This is a genomic window from Rhizobium sp. CCGE 510 (assembly GCF_000292525.1).
In the GTDB taxonomy this organism is placed as follows: domain Bacteria; phylum Pseudomonadota; class Alphaproteobacteria; order Rhizobiales; family Rhizobiaceae; genus Rhizobium.
Genome location: NZ_AEYF01000032.1, coordinates 1 through 14,807, shown reverse-complemented (window position 1 = coordinate 14,807; position 14,807 = coordinate 1). Strand labels below are relative to the sequence as shown.

The following is a 14,807-nucleotide window of genomic DNA, read 5'->3' as shown; positions in this document are numbered from 1 at the left end:
CCTCTTCAAGCGCTTCTGAATATTTGCCTCAGTCTCAGTCGTCGAGGTTGCCGTCGCGCCAGACGAGATGACGGGGCGCCGGGGGCAGGTTCTCGATTTCATTGGCGATGAAATAGGGCGGAATGTCCAGCGCCGTCAGGGCCGTGCGCGTTGCTGCCACCCATTTGAATTCGAGATGATTGTCGCCGTCGTCGACGCGGTGAATGATTTCGTGTGGCTGAAACGGGAATTCCGGCGGGATGTCCATCAGATAATAGAAGCCGAGTTCATGCCAGTCGCGCTTTTCGTAACGGAAGAAGTTCTCGACGATCCAGAGCAGGCGGGAAACGCTGACTTCGACGCCCAGCTCCTCCACCATCTCCCGTTCCAGGGTTTCTTCCGAGGTCTCGCCGATTTCCGCCCTGCCGCCTGGGAAGGTCCAGAAGGGTTCATGCACGGCGCGATGGACGAGGACGTGGCCATCGCGAAAGCCGAGGCCGGCGATGCGATAATTGAAGCGCTCGGCGCCCGCATTCAGGCGGATGAGAGTGCGCTTGGTCATGCTGTTCTTATCCGAGATCGATGACGACAATTTCCGGCGGGACCCCGAAGCGCACCGGTGCGATGGAGCAGCCGAGGCCGCCGGACACGATGATATTACGACCCTCCTCGACCATATGGCCATAGGCGTAACGATTGCCGTAACGCGAAGGGACGATCGGCGAACGGCCAAGGAACCGGATCTGTCCGCCATGCGTATGGCCGGACAGCGTCAGCGAGACCCGCTCGGGCACGCGCGGAAAGATATCGGGCTCATGGGCGAGCAGGATGACGGGTGCGTCGTCGGTCACCTCGGCCATCGTTCCATCGAGATCGTCGAGGCCGAGCATATGGGTGCGGCCCCATTTTTTGCCGGGCAGCAGCGCCAGTTGGTCTTCGAGACCCGCGAGCCAGAAGCCGCGGCCATCCTTTTCGAGCCGAGCGGCGCGGTTGGCGTAAACTGGAATTCCCACATCGGTAAGGGCCCGGTGTCCGAATGTTTCCATCCCGCCGTTCTTTTGAGCGGTCCTGTCTTCCCACCAGTCGTGATTGCCCATCACCGCATGGACGCCGAGAGGGGCCTGCAAGATGGCGAGCGCTTTCGACCATTGGCTCGAATGCACATATTGCGTCACCATGTTCATGCCGGCAGCATAATCACCGAGCAGGACGGTGACATCGCCTTCGAGTTCATTTGCTCTGTGGCAGATCGCGGTGATGCGGTTTGCCGACATCCACGGTTCGCAGGCATGAAGATCGGCGAGTGCGACGATGCGGAGCTTGAGCCCTGGCGTCCATCCGGGCGGGGTCAGCCGGTAGCGGGTGATGGCAAGCCTTGCCAGCGGTTCATAGGCAAAGGCGTAACCGCCGAGAGACATGACGCCTGCGACACTGCCGCCAAGAACCTTGAAAAATCCGCGGCGGGTGATCACTCAGTTGTCCTCCTGGAACAGCCGGAACTGCGCAGCCTCCATATCCTTTGGCGGTTGCATTCCCAGATGTTTCCACGCGATTGCGGTCAGAACACGGCCGCGTGGCGTGCGCTGAATGAAACCCTGCTGGATCATGTAGGGCTCGATGATGTCTTCGATCGCGTCGCGCGGCTCGGAAAGCCCGGCGGCGATGGTCTCGATGCCGACCGGGCCGCCGCCGAAATTGACGGCGATCATGTTGAGGTAGCGTTTGTCGAGTTGGTCGAAGCCGACATTGTCGACCGACAGGCGGGTCAGCGCCTCGTCGGCAATCTCGCGGGTGACGGCTTCGGCCCTTGCCACTTCGGCGAAGTCGCGCACGCGCCGCAGCAACCGGCCGGCGATGCGCGGGGTGCCGCGGGCGCGTCTTGCAATCTCGCGGGCGCCTTCCTCGGTAATCGGCAGGTTCATCAGCCGCGCGCCGCGGCGCACGATCAGCTCCAGCTCCTCGACGGTGTAGAAGCTCAGACGCACCGGAATGCCAAAGCGGTCGCGGAGCGGCGTGGTCAACAGGCCGAGGCGAGTGGTGGCCGCCACCAGGGTGAATTTCGAGAGATCGATCTTCACCGAGCGAGCGGCAGGGCCTTCGCCGATGATGAGGTCGAGCTGGAAATCTTCCATGGCCGGATAGAGGATTTCCTCGACGGCGGGATTGAGGCGATGGATCTCGTCGATGAAGAGCACATCGCGCTCCTCGAGATTGGTAAGCAGGGCGGCGAGATCGCCGGCTTTGGCGATCACAGGGCCGGATGTCGAGCGGAAATTGACGCCGAGCTCCTTCGCCATGATCTGCGCCAGCGTCGTCTTGCCGAGGCCGGGCGGGCCGACGAAGAGAACATGGTCCAGCGCCTCGCCGCGATTCTTCGCCGCCTCGATGAAAACCTTGAGATTGGCGCGTGCTTCCGCCTGGCCGGTGAACTCGTCCAGCGATTGCGGGCGCAGGGTGATATCGAGATCTTCGCCCCGCTTTTCCGGCGATATCAGGCGGGCGGGTTCGCTCATGCTCTCATTCCGTTTTGAAACCTGTCACAGCAATACACCAAAAGTCGGCCGTCTCGACATCCAATCAACGGTTTTCCGGCCTTCACCGCGCCAGTTCCTTCAGTCCCAGCCTAATCAGCTTGGCGCTGTCAGCGCCGTCGCCTGCCACCTTCATCGCCGCGGCAACCGCATTTGCCGCCTGGTCTCTGCTATAGCCGAGGTTTGTCAGTGCAGAAACCGCGTCGGCAACCGGCGCGGCCGCGACACCTTCGCCAAGTTCCTGCTTGAGGGCGATATTGATCGCTTCCCCGGCGAAAGCCGGCGCCCGATTTTTGAGTTCGGTGACGAGACGCATCGCCACTTTCGGGCCGACGCCCGGCGCGCGGGAGACGGCGGTGCGGTCCTGCAGGGCTATTGCATTGGCGAGTTCACCCGGCGTCAGGGTCGAGAGCACGGCAAGCGCCACCTTGGCGCCGACGCCCTGGACGCTCTGGAGCAAATTGAACCATTCTCGCTCCAGCGCGGTCATGAAGCCGAAGAGCTTCAATTGATCCTCGCGCACATAGGTCTCGATGAACAGCACGCAGGCCTCGCCGGCCGAGCCGAGCTTGGACAGGGTGCGGGCCGAGCAATGGGCGACGTAGCAGACGCCGTGCACATCGACGAGCACATAGTCTTCGCCGATCTCGTCTATGGTGCCTTTCAGCTTGCCGATCATGGGTCGCGGTCTTTCAAGGGTGCGTTTCGGGTGTGATAAGTTCAACGGCGGGAAAATAAGACTGGTATCCGCCGGGATCGCGGGTCAAAATTTTGTAACCCCTTATCGTCGCATGGGCGCCGATAAGGAAGTCGGGCAATATCCGTTCGCGTCCTCCGCCGGCGCGACGGTAAAGCCGGAAAGCTTGAGCCGCGGCAAATACAGCCGGCCAAGGCAGGTTCTCGCGGCGGAATTCATCCTGCGGAAGCAGTTGCTCAACTTCATCCATATCGTCGTAGCGAACGGAAAATTCGGCATAGATGATCGGGTTTATCAGCACTGGCCCATCTTTGAAGACGTCGAGCATTTTCCGACGCGACCACCCATGCCAGTCCGAACTGGCCACAGCCAGATCGACGAGGATGTTTGTATCGACAAGCGTCGCCATCAGCGATCACGGGTCATCGACATGAGGTCTTCGGCATCGACCGCCTGATCGCCGGTTCCTTCGAGACGACGGATCGTCTGGATGAAACGGTCCAGCCGGCCCCGATCCTCGATCTCCTGCTTGCCGTTCTTCGGCGAGAGAACGAGCTTGCCGTTCTCGATCGAGAAGATGACCTCGCTGTTGGCCTCGATGCCGGCAAGCTCCCTGAGATCGCGAGGAATGGTGACCTGGCCTTTGGACGTGACGCGCATCGTGCTGCTCCTTCGAAGTAAGAATTATCCTTACCACCGGAACAAGTCAAGAACAGGTTAGCCAGCCAGTGCCTGCCGCATCCGGTTGCTGCCGCGGTTGTGGGCATGGCAAATGGCGATCGCCAGGGCGTCGGCGGCGTCATCGCCCTTGAATTCGGCTTTCGGCATCAGGATCTTCAACATCATGTGGATCTGGCGTTTTTCGCCATGGCCGACGCCGATGACCGCCTTCTTCACGGCGTTCGGGGCATATTCGGAGACCGCCAGTCCGGCGCGGGCCGGCACCAGCATGGCGATGCCGCGGGCCTGGCCAAGCTTCAGGGTCGCTACCGCATCCTTGTTGACGAAGGTCTGTTCGACGGCGGCTTCATCCGGCTTGTAAGCGTGGACGACCTCCGCCAGGCCGTCGTGCAATTGGCAAAGGCGGGAGGCAAGGTCCATGTCTCCATCGGAGGTCACGGTTCCGGAGGCCACAAACCGCAGGGAATTGCCCAGCGTGTCGATGACTCCCCAGCCGGTGCGGCGAAGGCCGGGGTCGATGCCGACGATGCGAATCGTATTTTGCATGGTTCAACCTATAGCGACTACGAAATAACTGCCATCGATATGTGAACAAAACAAAAACATTGTCGGATTTAAGCCGCTCCATTTACCGCGAATTAAAACAGATGCCTGAATTCTAGTCAGCAAATACCAGAGGGGCGTCTTCTCGTGAAGATTAAGCCTCCGACGTTCTGTTTACAGGTCAGTCGATCAGGCATCCGCTGCCTGGCGAGGCTGCAGGCGCGTTCAGAAGGGGTTCGTTGTACATGGCACAGAGATTTCAATCCCTGTCCTTCAAGGTCATTGCCACATTCATTCTGCTGACCGTGCTGTCGATCGCCGTGATCGACGTGCTTGCCTATTTCGCCAGCAGCCGGATCTCCGACGAGCAGGCGCTGAAGGCCAAGGAAAGCGTGCTGATCTTTCGCGGCGACATGCTGCAGGACCAGCTGACGCAGCTTGAAAACCAGGCGAATTCGATTGCGCGCATCGAAGCGCTGCAGATGTCGATCACCAGCCTGAAAAGCGGTTGGAAGACGATCGAGAAGACCTCCGGCGATGCCCGCGCCGAATTGAAGAAGGTATTCATATCGAGCAATCCCAATCCGGCAGACCAGCGTGAAAAACTAATGAAGCCGGAAGGGCCGAGCGGCTTCTATTATTCGAACCACGAGACGACCCAGGGCGAAGTTGCCCGCGACCTCGAAGATACCGCCTTCAGCGATCTGTTGATCACCGACCTCGATGGTAATGTCCTCTATTCCTACAAGAAGGACGACGACTTCGCCGAAAACCTGAAGTCGGACGCTTGGAAGACCACCGGCGCCGGTATCGCCTTCGCCAAGGCGATCGAGAATACCGCCAAGGCGACCGATGACGCCGCGCCGACAGGTTTTTCCGGTCTTCGCGTCGATACCGTCAGCGGCAGATCGGCGATCTTCTATGCCGTGCCGATCATCAAACTCGGGGCGGCCAAAGGCATCATTCTCTTCAAGGTGCGCGAAGACATCGTCACCGGGATCCTTGGCAAGGGGATCGTCCAGGGCAGCACAGCGCGGGCAGCGATCGTCTCCAGCGATGGCTCCGCCGTCGGCCTCGACGCAAGCGGCAAGCTTGCGACGCTCGATACCGCTCCTTTCACCTTCATCAAGGGCGCGCTTGCCAGTTCGGCGATGACGGTGGCCGACTTCAGCCGGGCGGACGGCACGGCCCGCGCCTATGTCGGCGGCATCGACTATCGCGGCGACCGCTTCCTCGTTGTCGAGAGCGTGCTTTTGAGCGAGCTCAATGCCGGCTCGATCGAGATCGCCACGCTGCTGACGATGATCGGCATCGGCGTGCTTGTCGTCATGGCGGTGGCGACCGGCCTCGTCACCAATTTCCTGTTTTCGCCGCTTGCGCGGCTTGCCGGCGTCACCCGTGATGTTGCCGACGGCAAGCTCGACAGCGAGATCGGCAGCCTGAACCGCAAGGACGAGATCGGCACGATGGCGAATGCGCTCGCCCGCTTCCGGCAGTCGCTGATCGAAAGCCGCGAACTCGAAGCCGCCAGCGAAGAAACGCGCCTGCAGGCCGATCACGACCGCCAGCAGAACCTGGCCGAGCGCGAAGCCGAGGCGAAGAGCCTGCAGCACGTCGTCGAAGCGATCGATGACGGTCTGCACCATCTGGCGACTGGCGATCTCGCCTACCAGATCGATACCCGTTTCCCGAACGAGCTCGAAAGCCTGCGCGTCAATTTCAACGAGGCGCTCGCGACGTTGAGTGAAACAATGACGGCCATCGGCGGCAACTCGATGGCGGTGCGCGCCGGCTCCGAGGAGATGCGCACCGGCGCCGACGAGCTTGCCGGGCGCACCGAGCGTCAGGCCGGCTCGATCACCGAGACGGCGAATGCGATCAGCGCCATCACCCAGTCCGTCCGCCGGCAGATCGAGCGAGCCGAACAGGCCGAGCGCATCGCCCGCGACGCCAAGAAGGAGACGACCGGCTCCGGACAGATCATGCGCGAGACGATTGCAGCGATGGAGGCAATCCAGACGTCTTCGCGTCAGATCAACACGATCATCTCGGTTATCGACGACATCGCTTTCCAGACCAACCTCCTGGCGCTCAATGCCGGCGTCGAGGCGGCGCGCGCCGGTGAATCGGGCAAGGGCTTCGCCGTCGTCGCCATGGAAGTGCGCGAGCTGGCACAGCGCTCGTCGAGTGCGGCAAAGGAAATCTCCAGCCTGCTGCAGAAATCGACGCATGAAGTCGAAAGCGGCGTGGCGCTTGTGGAAAAGGCCGGCGTTGCGCTGACCGGCATCGGCGCCCATGTCGAGGCGATTAACGGACAGATCAACGAGATCATGGGTGCGACCCGTGAGGAAGCCAATACGCTACGCGAGATCAACAGCGCCGTCGCCGAACTCGACTCGATGACGCAGCAGAACGCCTCGATGGTCGAGGAGACGACGGCGGCGATCCACAGGCTGGCGACGGAAGCCGTGGAAATGGACCGCCAGCTCGGTAATTTCACGCTGCCGCACGGAAACCACCACCCAAGCGCCGAGGTGCATGTGCTGCGCCGTCACCGGTAAGCCGTGGCTTCTGAGAGCTGACACGGGGTCGCGCTCGCGCGGCCCTTTTGTTTGGGTGCATGGTTTGGAATGGCTGGGGCGACAACCTACATAGACGGCATCGTTCAACTGCCCGGCAGGTTTCCCATGGTTCCCTTCTCCATACTCGACCTTTCCCCCGTTGCCGAAGGCAGCAGTATTCGCCAGTCTCTCGAGAGCTCGGCGCGGATGGCCGGGAAGGCCGAACAATTCGGCTACAAGCGCTTCTGGCTCGCCGAGCATCACGGCATGCCGGGGATCGCCAGCGCCGCCACATCAGTCGTCATCGGCCATGTCGGGGCCGCAACAACGCGCATCCGCATCGGCTCCGGCGGCATCATGCTGCCCAATCATTCGCCGCTCGTCATTGCCGAGCAGTTCGGCACGCTCGAGGCGCTCTTCCCCGGCCGCATCGATCTCGGCCTCGGGCGCGCGCCGGGAACGGACATGCGCACGGCCCAGGCGCTGCGGCGCAATCTCGAGGCTGGCGCCAACAGCTTCCCGAACGACGTGGTTGAACTGCAGCAGCTCCTCGATACGCCGGTCGAAAACCAGGCGATCCTTGCGGTCCCCGGCAATTCATCACATATCCCGATCTGGCTGCTCGGCTCCAGCCTCTACAGTGCCCAGCTTGCTGCCATGCTCGGACTTCCCTATGCCTTCGCTTCGCATTTTGCGCCCGACATGCTGCTCGATGCGATTGCGATCTACCGCGATCGCTTCCAACCCTCGGCGACGCTCGACAAACCTTATGTGATGGTCGGCGTCATGGGTGCGGTGGCTGCGACCGACGAAGAGGCGCGGTACCATTTCACCTCCGCTGAGCAGCAGTTCGTCAACCTGCGCCGCAATGTCCGCGGCCCGTTCCCGCGCCCGTTGGCCGATATGGAAAGTTTCTGGTCGCAGATGGAGAAGATGAACGTCGAACACACGCTGCGTTACGCCGTGGTCGGATCGCCGAGGACGGCGGAGGCGAAACTGGGGGCGTTTCTCAAGGAAACACAGGCCGACGAGGTGATCATCTCGATGCCGATCCACGACATCGAAGCGCGGTTAACGTCGGTGGAGCTGTTTGCGGGCTTGGGAAATTTCATGCGGGCCGCCGCGTAGGCTGGGCAAGCAGCCCCTCGAGGCCGGAACATCGCGAGCGCTGACCGCCCATCGGCAGCAAAAACCCGGCATCGCAGCCGGGTTTTTCATTGACGATCATTCTGAGGAAATTCAGGCCGAGAGTTTCGCCAGCACTTCTTCCGAGACCTCGAAGTTCGAATAGACGTTCTGCACGTCGTCATCGTCTTCCAGGCTGTCGATGAGCTTCAGCAACGACTGCGCCTTTTCTTCGTCCACCGGCACGTTGTTCTGGGCGCGCCAGACGGCTTTGACAGTCTCGGCTTCGCCGAGGCTTGCTTCCAGTGCTTTTGCCACTTCACCAAGGGTTTCGAAGCCGCAGGTGATATAGTGGCCGTCTTCGTCGGTTTCGACATCGTCGGCGCCGGCTTCGATCGCGGCTTCCATCACCTTGTCGGCATCGCCGACGGAAAGCTTGTAGGTGATTTCGCCGACATGGTCGAAGGAGAAGGAAACGGAACCGGTTTCGCCAAGCGCTCCGCCAGCCTTGGTGAAGATCGAACGGACGTTGGAGGCGGTGCGGTTGCGGTTATCGGTCAGAGCTTCGACGATGATCGCCGTGCCGCCGGGGCCATAACCCTCATAACGGACTTCATCGTAGTTTTCGCCGTCGGCGCCGGCTGCCTTCTTGATGGCGCGGTCGATATTGTCCTTCGGCATTGACTGAGCCTTGGCGTTCTGGATCGCCAGGCGAAGGCGGGCATTCATCGTCGGGTCGGGCAGGCCGGCCTTGGCGGCAACGGTGATTTCGCGTGCAAGCTTGGAGAACATTTTCGACCGCACGGAATCCTGACGGCCCTTGCGGTGCATGATGTTTTTAAACTGTGAATGGCCAGCCATGGCACCCCTGTCCACGTCATATTGTTCGGAATGGGCCGCCTTATAAGAGCGAAACGGCACCCGTTCAAGGAAAAAGCAGTTTGGAACAAAGGCGAGGGGATGACGTTTCAAGAACTCCATCCAACGGAAAGGAACGGTCATGGCAAGTCTCAGCGATGCGCAGGAACAGCCAGCACGTCAGCTCTGGGATCAAGTCAACGATGTTCATGCCGGCATGCTCGGAATTTCCGGGCTCGACATGCACATGCAGCCAATGGCGCCGCATGCCGATCCCACCACCAATACGATCTGGTTCTACACCAAGACCGACGCCGATATCGTGCGCGCCATCAAGCCCGGCAGCCGCGCGCATTTCTGCGTCATTGGTAAGGATCACGACTATCACGCCTGCCTTGCCGGTGTGATCGAAGTGCGCCCCGACCCTTCCAAGATTGAGGAGTATTGGAGTTCGATCGTCGCTGCCTGGTATGACGGCGGCAAGAAGGATCCGAAGCTCACCATGCTTTCCCTCCATGTGGACGATGCCGAGATCTGGGTTTCGACAGGCAACAAGCTGAAATTCGGCTGGGAGATCGCCAAGGCCAATCTTGATGACGACAAGACGCCTGATGTCGGCATCAAGCGGCATCTGCAGTTCGCTTGATTGCGCAAGGCCCGGAAGCGTCCGGGCCTTTTTACTGCACACCCTTCAGGACATAGATCAGCGGTTTTTTCGGCAGAGTGCGCATGGAGACGGCGATACTGTCCCCAGGCGCATTGGCAACGTCGAAATCCTGGCCGAACATCGAGACGAAGGCTTCGACCGGCGGGCCGCGGCGGTGCATCGGCAAAATCAACGACGAGCGTAGCCGCTTGATGACGCGGCTCATGCTATCGGCGCCCATGGTCAGGCCGCCGTCGACAGGAACCATGACGATGTCGAGGCGACCGATCTCGGTGTAATGGGCATCCGTCAGCTCATAGTGCAGGTGGCCGAGATGGCCGATGCAGAGGCCGGCGATCTCGAAGATAAAAACGGAATTGCCGTTTTCCTGCGAGCCGCCGAGGCCATAGCTGAAGCGGATATCCGTCGGGACATTGCGGATGTAGGCATCGCCAATGACGAGATTGATTTTGGCCTTCTCGCCCGGAACATCGCTCCAGCCATGCAGCACATGCTTGATCTCAGGATCGGGCGTTAGGGTGTAGTGAGTCGGATGCGCCTTGTTCATGGTCACGACATCGGGCGTCGTCGCCGGCCGATACCAGCCATTATAGTCTGTCGCGATGACGATGCCGCCGGGCGTTTCGATCTCGAAGGTGGAATGGCCGAGGAAGGTGAATTTGACGTCTTCGCCCTCGGAGACGGCAGGTGTCAGCGGCGCGGCGCCGGAAAAGCTTGCGAAGGTTGCCTTCGGGACATTCTGGGCGATCGCCTGGCACTGGCTGACGGGCGGTCGATCATCCTGTGCCCTGGCAGGCGCTGGCGCGGCGACGCCCGCGCATGCGATAGCGAGGACGAGATATTGCGGCTTCATGCCAGCCCTCCGGCGCTCTATCACTTTGAATTGGCGGCGGAAGGATGCGGTATGAGGTCGCAGCGGTCCAGACTAGAGATGCTCACGATTGTGTGTTGGGGAGCGCGGGTCGGGTTTAGCGCATTTCCGTTTTTCTCCGAACCGCGGACATGCTATATCTCTTTGTTTTTACACGATTTAGGACGCAAACCGCTGCGTATTTTGCTGGAATTACTCTAGCGCCAGAACTCCGGCACCGTCTCGGCCAGCCGCGGCCCGAGCCGGAGCGGCGCGATTTTTTCGGCCAGGCCCGTTCTATCGGAAATCTCCACGCCGACGCCGCAGATCGTCGCCGGGCCATTTGCGGCTTCCATGCGGCCTTTCGGCATCTTGGAGATGAAGCGGTTGAGCGGCTCTTCCTTATCCATGCCGAGGGAGGAGTCGTAGTCGCCGCACATGCCGGCATCAGACATGTAGGCAGTTCCGCCGTTCAGGATCTGTGCGTCGGCGGTCGGCACATGCGTGTGGGTGCCAACGACGAAACTGGCGCGACCGTCGACGAAATGTCCGAAACATTGCTTCTCGCTGGTCGCCTCCGCATGAAAATCGAAGATGATCGCATCGGCCTGCTCCGTGAGCGGGCAGGCGGCAAGGATCACTTCCGCTGATTTGAATGGGTCGTCGAGTTCCGGATGCATGAAGACCCGGCCCATGACGTTGGCGACGAGCACGCGCGCGCCGTTCCTGGCATAGAACAGGCCGGAGCCTCGGCCGGGGGTGCCTTGCGGATAGTTGGCCGGCCGCAGGAACTGATCGTGCCGCCCGGCGAAAGCCACGGCCTCCTTCTGGTCCCAGACGTGATTGCCTGTGGTCACCACATCGGCGCCAGCATTGATCGTCTCCAGAAAGATGTCCTCGGTGATGCCGAAGCCGCCGGCGGCATTCTCGCCGTTGACGACGACGAAATCGAGCTTGAGGTCGGAGATCAGGCCGGGTAGGCGCTCCCAGACCGCCGTGCGTCCCGTCTTGCCGACCATGTCACCCAAAAAAAGCAGCCGCATTCCCTATCCAATCCAAGAAGCAAAAAAGCGAAGGCCGCTTTCTGTCAGGATGGCATCCAGGCTTATGTCGTGCGGCTCAGCGGGCACATGTGCCACTTCCTGGCAGTCGAATGCAATGCCGATCAGCTTCGGATGCAGGCCTTTTTGCCTCAGCCGGCTGATGGCGCGGTCGTAGTGGCCGGCGCCATAACCGATGCGGTGGCCGCGGGCATCGAAGGCCGAAAGCGGCACCAGCATGATTTCCGGGTCAAGAATGGCGGCATCCGCGCCAGGGCCGACCGTGCCGAAACCGGTATCGACAAGCGGCGCACCCTCCGCCAGCTCGCGAAAGACGATGGTTTGGCGGTCGAGGATCGCCGGCACGCAGAGCCGCGCACCGCGCACGGCAAAGCGCGCCATCAGCGGCCTGAGATCAGCTTCCGAACGGATGGGCAGGAAGCCGGAGACAATCGTGCCCAACGCAAAACCAACCGCCTCGCCTGCATGGTCAGCCATTGCGAGACTTTTGGAGGCGCGTTTGTCGCCGGGGATGGCGTCGCGTGCCGACAATCGTTCATTGCGCAGCTGCGCTTTCAGTTCTTTCGCGGTCATTCGATCTGCCGGCATGAGAGATTGACCGAGCATAGACGGCTGGATGTCCGATGCAAATACCGGATGCGACAAGACTGAGCCCGTTTCACGTCCTATCGGCGGGATGCGACCGATGGTCAGACGACGATGCTTGTCGGTCTTGTTGCAGTGCCGATGGAGAAGCCTGCCATATCAGGAACGGCATTGGCCCCGGGCTGCCGGCTCTGCTGCCGCAGGTCGTGCATCGCCTTTTCGAGCAATTGCTTGAGTTCGCGCACGACCGCCTTGAACTCTTCCATCGTTTCCCGGTCATCGGCCGAGATGCCCGAGGATTTTGGGGCGTCCTCGGCTATGCTCTGATAGGCCTCGCGGGCCTGGGCGGCGTCGACCGGTTCCTGCGATCCGGTCGCTTCGGTCGCGGTTTTTGCTGAGGCATCCGTCAGAGCAGCCTCGGTCCCACTCGTCGTGGCGGCCGTTGCATCCGTGGTCGCATCCATTGGAGCGGCTGCTGCGGGGCTGCCAGTCGCGACTGATGATGCGAATTCGGAAGCGGCGGTGCCGAGCTTGCGCGCCAGTTCGGCGGCCAGCCGGGCGACCACTTCAGGCGGCATGTTGGAGTTCTTCAACATCTCCAGCTGCTGCTTTGCCTCGTCGAGCTTGCGTTGTGCCTTCGTCTTGGCTTCGTCCCCGGAATTCGCCAAGGTCTGCCGCATCTGCTGCAGCGTCTGGGTGCTGCGCTGCAGCTTCAGCACACCCAAGTCGGTCTCGTTTCCGGCGGCAGATATGACCGCTGCTGAAGACGTACCGCGCAAGATGATAGAGGCAGATGTGGTTGCGACCTGCATGGACAATCCCCCGACGATTCGGGTCCCCGATTGCAATTTGGCGCATCCTGCAACGTCAGACTTGCGTGGACCTGTGTTCCGGAGGTGTCGGCAGCGCTGTGGCGAGCCGGTGCATCGTTTCCTCAAACAGCGACGCTCCGCCCGGCATCCAGCCGAGCGCGCGGATTTTCGCCGTGCTCATGGGATTGAGCGGCACCTCGTCGGCGGGGGGCGGCAGGGCGTGTCGACACCTGGTCTCGCGCTGGATAGGTGAAAGGATATCGCGGGTGTCGGCCGATATGTCTGAGACGTTGAAGACCTCGCCGGATATGCGGGTGCTTTCCGTCTCCAGCAGCAGCCGTACCGCACGCCCGAGGTCGCGGCCGTGAACTTCCGTTCCTACACGCGAAACAACCGGCCGGCCGGCGAGGTAATCGGTGATGAGGCCGTCCCATTTGTTCGGCGAGAGATCGCCGTAGATGCCGGTCGCCCTCAGGCTCACGCCGGCAAAACCTGGCGTGGAAAGGTGGGCAAGCGCGCGTTCGGCATCAAGCTTGATCTGGCCGTAGAGCGTTTCGGGCTTGGCCAGCATCGTTTCCGTAAGCTCGGTTCCCGCGGGATGTTCGCCATAGGCGGCGCGGCTGGACAGGAAGACGCAGCGGCGTGTGCCAGCGCGTTTGGCGGCTTCGAAAAGCCGGACGGTGCCGTCGAGGTTCAGCCGGTGGAAGGTTTTCGGATCGTTGCCCTCGCCGCCGCGATATTTGCCCGGGACATGGCTGAAGGCGGCGTGGACGAAGAAATAGGCATCGTCGAAGACGTCGATCTGATCCTTGTCGGGATCGAGCGAAAGCGCTGCGAACTCGACCGGGCGAGAGAAGAGGCGGGGCAGGGGCGCACGGCGCCCGCCGACGATCACCTGATATCCGGCAGCCAGCAGCTCCTCGACGACATACCGGCCGACGAGACCCGTTCCGCCAGATACCAGTACTTTCATGCTGCCCCTTCCGGATTATCCAGCGCCGTGATCTCGGGCACATCGCCGTCATCGTGGAAACGGTGCCACAGATCGATCAAAGGTTGTAGCCGCGCTGCCTTGGGATGATCCTTTTCCCACGGTTTTTCATATTGGTAATGCAGGATCGAAATGCTCTTCCAGTCCCAAAGCTCGGGCATGGTGAACCATACATATTGCAGCATGTTGAAATAAACAGGCAGGCCGTGCCAATCCGGGAAGAAAGTCTCGAGAAAGGTCTGATCGGTGCGCCGCCAGAAAACGTCCGGCCTATCGAGACGTTTAAGCATGTGTTGGAATGTGTCATGCGACGGCGTGGCGACGAAGACGCCGGAATTCATGCGGCGGAAGTCGGCGAGGTTTTCGTAGACATTGGGGGCGGCGGAGAATTCGGGATAGAGGAAGAGCCTGTCGACGTTCTTCAGCACCAGGGCATCGGCGTCGATGAAGACGCAGCGTTCGTATTCGACGAGCTGCCACAGCCTGAGCTTGCAGAAATTGTCGAGCGGCGAATGAAACTCCGGCTTGCGGCCCTTGGTGAACGGGGCTACCGAATGGAGCTGACCGCGCGCATGGCGTTCGTTGAAGGCGGCAGACAGAGGCAGGTGCTCGACCTCGATCAGGCGGCAATCGAGGGCTTTGAGGCGGGCGAGGGCGTCCACATCGACGACGCCGGTGTGGAGAACGACGATGTCGGCATCGGTTCCGGTACGGCGAAGCGAGTGCGCCAGGGCGGTGGCGCCCATGGCGTAGTCGGCGTTGGTGACGAGGGTGACGTAGGCGAAACGACGGCGTGGCTGCGTGATTACATGCGCCATTGCCGTGCTCCGTCATTCCGGCCTTCGGGTAGGTTTGAGGAGAGGGTG

17 protein-coding genes are annotated in these 14,807 nt (G+C 61.2%); 3 read left to right on the top strand and 14 right to left on the bottom strand.

Translation table 11 applies throughout. The features are described 5' to 3' along the window. Positions 1-34 precede the first annotated feature (34 nt). From RCCGE510_RS15890 to ruvC, 7 genes are all read right to left on the bottom strand, one after another. Positions 35-541, bottom strand: a complete 507-nt coding sequence (locus RCCGE510_RS15890; protein ID WP_007631441.1) for an NUDIX hydrolase — start codon at positions 539-541, stop codon at positions 35-37. 7 nt (positions 542-548) lie between these two features. Next, a complete protein-coding gene (locus tag RCCGE510_RS15885) occupies positions 549-1,451 on the bottom strand; it encodes a metallophosphoesterase (protein ID WP_007631440.1) in 903 nt (300 codons plus the stop codon). After that, positions 1,452-2,492: a Holliday junction branch migration DNA helicase RuvB gene (ruvB, locus tag RCCGE510_RS15880; RefSeq protein WP_007631439.1), complete on the bottom strand. Its 1,041-nt coding sequence runs from the start codon at positions 2,490-2,492 to the stop codon at positions 1,452-1,454. A gap of 82 nt (positions 2,493-2,574) precedes the next feature. Then, positions 2,575-3,189, bottom strand: coding sequence for a Holliday junction branch migration protein RuvA (ruvA, locus tag RCCGE510_RS15875; RefSeq protein WP_007631438.1), 615 nt, complete (start codon positions 3,187-3,189; stop codon positions 2,575-2,577). A 13-nt stretch (positions 3,190-3,202) separates the two neighbouring features. Then, a complete protein-coding gene (locus RCCGE510_RS15870) occupies positions 3,203-3,616 on the bottom strand; it encodes a type II toxin-antitoxin system VapC family toxin (RefSeq protein WP_007631437.1) in 414 nt (137 codons plus the stop codon). Beyond that, the gene (locus RCCGE510_RS15865) at positions 3,616-3,867 is read right to left on the bottom strand and encodes an AbrB/MazE/SpoVT family DNA-binding domain-containing protein (RefSeq protein WP_007631436.1); all 252 of its coding nucleotides are present in this window, start codon (positions 3,865-3,867) and stop codon (positions 3,616-3,618) included. The genes RCCGE510_RS15870 and RCCGE510_RS15865 overlap by 1 nt, the downstream gene beginning before the upstream one ends. Before the next feature lie 57 nt (positions 3,868-3,924). Next, positions 3,925-4,434, bottom strand: coding sequence for a crossover junction endodeoxyribonuclease RuvC (gene ruvC, locus RCCGE510_RS15860; RefSeq protein ID WP_007631430.1), 510 nt, complete (start codon positions 4,432-4,434; stop codon positions 3,925-3,927). 242 nt (positions 4,435-4,676) lie between these two features. On the opposite strand from ruvC, the gene RCCGE510_RS15855 reads away from it, so the two are divergent. Together RCCGE510_RS15855 and RCCGE510_RS15850 are read left to right on the top strand one after the other, a co-directional pair. Next, entirely contained in the window at positions 4,677-6,992 is a 2,316-nt protein-coding gene (locus tag RCCGE510_RS15855) for a methyl-accepting chemotaxis protein (RefSeq protein WP_007631428.1), read from the top strand. Between the two features lie 126 nt (positions 6,993-7,118). Further along, positions 7,119-8,120: an LLM class flavin-dependent oxidoreductase gene (locus RCCGE510_RS15850; protein WP_007631426.1), complete on the top strand. Its 1,002-nt coding sequence runs from the start codon at positions 7,119-7,121 to the stop codon at positions 8,118-8,120. A 111-nt stretch (positions 8,121-8,231) separates the two neighbouring features. On the opposite strand, the gene RCCGE510_RS15845 is transcribed toward RCCGE510_RS15850, so the two are convergent. Beyond that, on the bottom strand, positions 8,232-8,978 hold the full coding sequence (locus tag RCCGE510_RS15845) for a YebC/PmpR family DNA-binding transcriptional regulator (RefSeq protein WP_007631424.1): 747 nt from the start codon (positions 8,976-8,978) through the stop codon (positions 8,232-8,234). Between the two features lie 139 nt (positions 8,979-9,117). Here RCCGE510_RS15845 and RCCGE510_RS15840 point away from each other — a divergent pair, with 139 nt between their 5' ends. Then, positions 9,118-9,621, top strand: coding sequence for a pyridoxamine 5'-phosphate oxidase family protein (locus RCCGE510_RS15840; RefSeq protein WP_007631422.1), 504 nt, complete (start codon positions 9,118-9,120; stop codon positions 9,619-9,621). A 31-nt stretch (positions 9,622-9,652) separates the two neighbouring features. Here the strand turns inward: RCCGE510_RS15840 and RCCGE510_RS15835 are convergent, their stop codons facing one another. The 6 genes from RCCGE510_RS15835 to RCCGE510_RS15810 all read right to left on the bottom strand — a co-directional run bounded on the left by RCCGE510_RS15835 (position 9,653) and on the right by RCCGE510_RS15810 (position 14,759). Then, complete coding sequence (locus tag RCCGE510_RS15835; protein WP_007631414.1) at positions 9,653-10,495, bottom strand: MBL fold metallo-hydrolase; 843 nt, start codon at positions 10,493-10,495, stop codon at positions 9,653-9,655. 215 nt (positions 10,496-10,710) lie between these two features. Next, complete coding sequence (locus RCCGE510_RS15830) at positions 10,711-11,535, bottom strand: TIGR00282 family metallophosphoesterase (protein WP_007631412.1); 825 nt, start codon at positions 11,533-11,535, stop codon at positions 10,711-10,713. A 3-nt stretch (positions 11,536-11,538) separates the two neighbouring features. Further along, entirely contained in the window at positions 11,539-12,126 is a 588-nt protein-coding gene (locus RCCGE510_RS15825; RefSeq protein ID WP_007631411.1) for a 5-formyltetrahydrofolate cyclo-ligase, read from the bottom strand. Positions 12,127-12,242: 116 nt separating this feature from the next. Continuing rightward, positions 12,243-12,950 carry a hypothetical protein gene (locus tag RCCGE510_RS15820; RefSeq protein ID WP_007631409.1) on the bottom strand — a complete coding sequence of 236 codons (708 nt, stop codon included), beginning with the start codon at positions 12,948-12,950 and terminating at the stop codon, positions 12,243-12,245. A 55-nt stretch (positions 12,951-13,005) separates the two neighbouring features. After that, on the bottom strand, positions 13,006-13,923 hold the full coding sequence (locus tag RCCGE510_RS15815) for an NAD(P)-dependent oxidoreductase (RefSeq protein ID WP_007631408.1): 918 nt from the start codon (positions 13,921-13,923) through the stop codon (positions 13,006-13,008). After that, complete coding sequence (locus RCCGE510_RS15810; protein ID WP_007631407.1) at positions 13,920-14,759, bottom strand: glycosyltransferase; 840 nt, start codon at positions 14,757-14,759, stop codon at positions 13,920-13,922. The genes RCCGE510_RS15815 and RCCGE510_RS15810 overlap by 4 nt, the downstream gene beginning before the upstream one ends. Positions 14,760-14,807 lie beyond the last annotated feature (48 nt).

Coding starts and splice junctions, on each gene's coding strand:
- RCCGE510_RS15840 (WP_007631422.1), top strand. CDS start 9,118: ATGGCAAGTCTCAGCGATGCGCAGGAACAGCCAGCACGTCAGCTCTGG.
- RCCGE510_RS15835 (WP_007631414.1), bottom strand. CDS start 10,495: ATGAAGCCGCAATATCTCGTCCTCGCTATCGCATGCGCGGGCGTCGCC.
- RCCGE510_RS15870 (WP_007631437.1), bottom strand. CDS start 3,616: ATGGCGACGCTTGTCGATACAAACATCCTCGTCGATCTGGCTGTGGCC.
- ruvB (WP_007631439.1), bottom strand. CDS start 2,492: ATGAGCGAACCCGCCCGCCTGATATCGCCGGAAAAGCGGGGCGAAGAT.
- RCCGE510_RS15810 (WP_007631407.1), bottom strand. CDS start 14,759: ATGGCGCATGTAATCACGCAGCCACGCCGTCGTTTCGCCTACGTCACC.
- RCCGE510_RS15855 (WP_007631428.1), top strand. CDS start 4,677: ATGGCACAGAGATTTCAATCCCTGTCCTTCAAGGTCATTGCCACATTC.
- ruvA (WP_007631438.1), bottom strand. CDS start 3,189: ATGATCGGCAAGCTGAAAGGCACCATAGACGAGATCGGCGAAGACTAT.
- ruvC (WP_007631430.1), bottom strand. CDS start 4,434: ATGCAAAATACGATTCGCATCGTCGGCATCGACCCCGGCCTTCGCCGC.
- RCCGE510_RS15830 (WP_007631412.1), bottom strand. CDS start 11,535: ATGCGGCTGCTTTTTTTGGGTGACATGGTCGGCAAGACGGGACGCACG.
- RCCGE510_RS15825 (WP_007631411.1), bottom strand. CDS start 12,126: ATGACCGCGAAAGAACTGAAAGCGCAGCTGCGCAATGAACGATTGTCG.
- RCCGE510_RS15865 (WP_007631436.1), bottom strand. CDS start 3,867: ATGCGCGTCACGTCCAAAGGCCAGGTCACCATTCCTCGCGATCTCAGG.
- RCCGE510_RS15850 (WP_007631426.1), top strand. CDS start 7,119: ATGGTTCCCTTCTCCATACTCGACCTTTCCCCCGTTGCCGAAGGCAGC.
- RCCGE510_RS15845 (WP_007631424.1), bottom strand. CDS start 8,978: ATGGCTGGCCATTCACAGTTTAAAAACATCATGCACCGCAAGGGCCGT.
- RCCGE510_RS15820 (WP_007631409.1), bottom strand. CDS start 12,950: ATGCAGGTCGCAACCACATCTGCCTCTATCATCTTGCGCGGTACGTCT.
- RCCGE510_RS15890 (WP_007631441.1), bottom strand. CDS start 541: ATGACCAAGCGCACTCTCATCCGCCTGAATGCGGGCGCCGAGCGCTTC.
- RCCGE510_RS15815 (WP_007631408.1), bottom strand. CDS start 13,923: ATGAAAGTACTGGTATCTGGCGGAACGGGTCTCGTCGGCCGGTATGTC.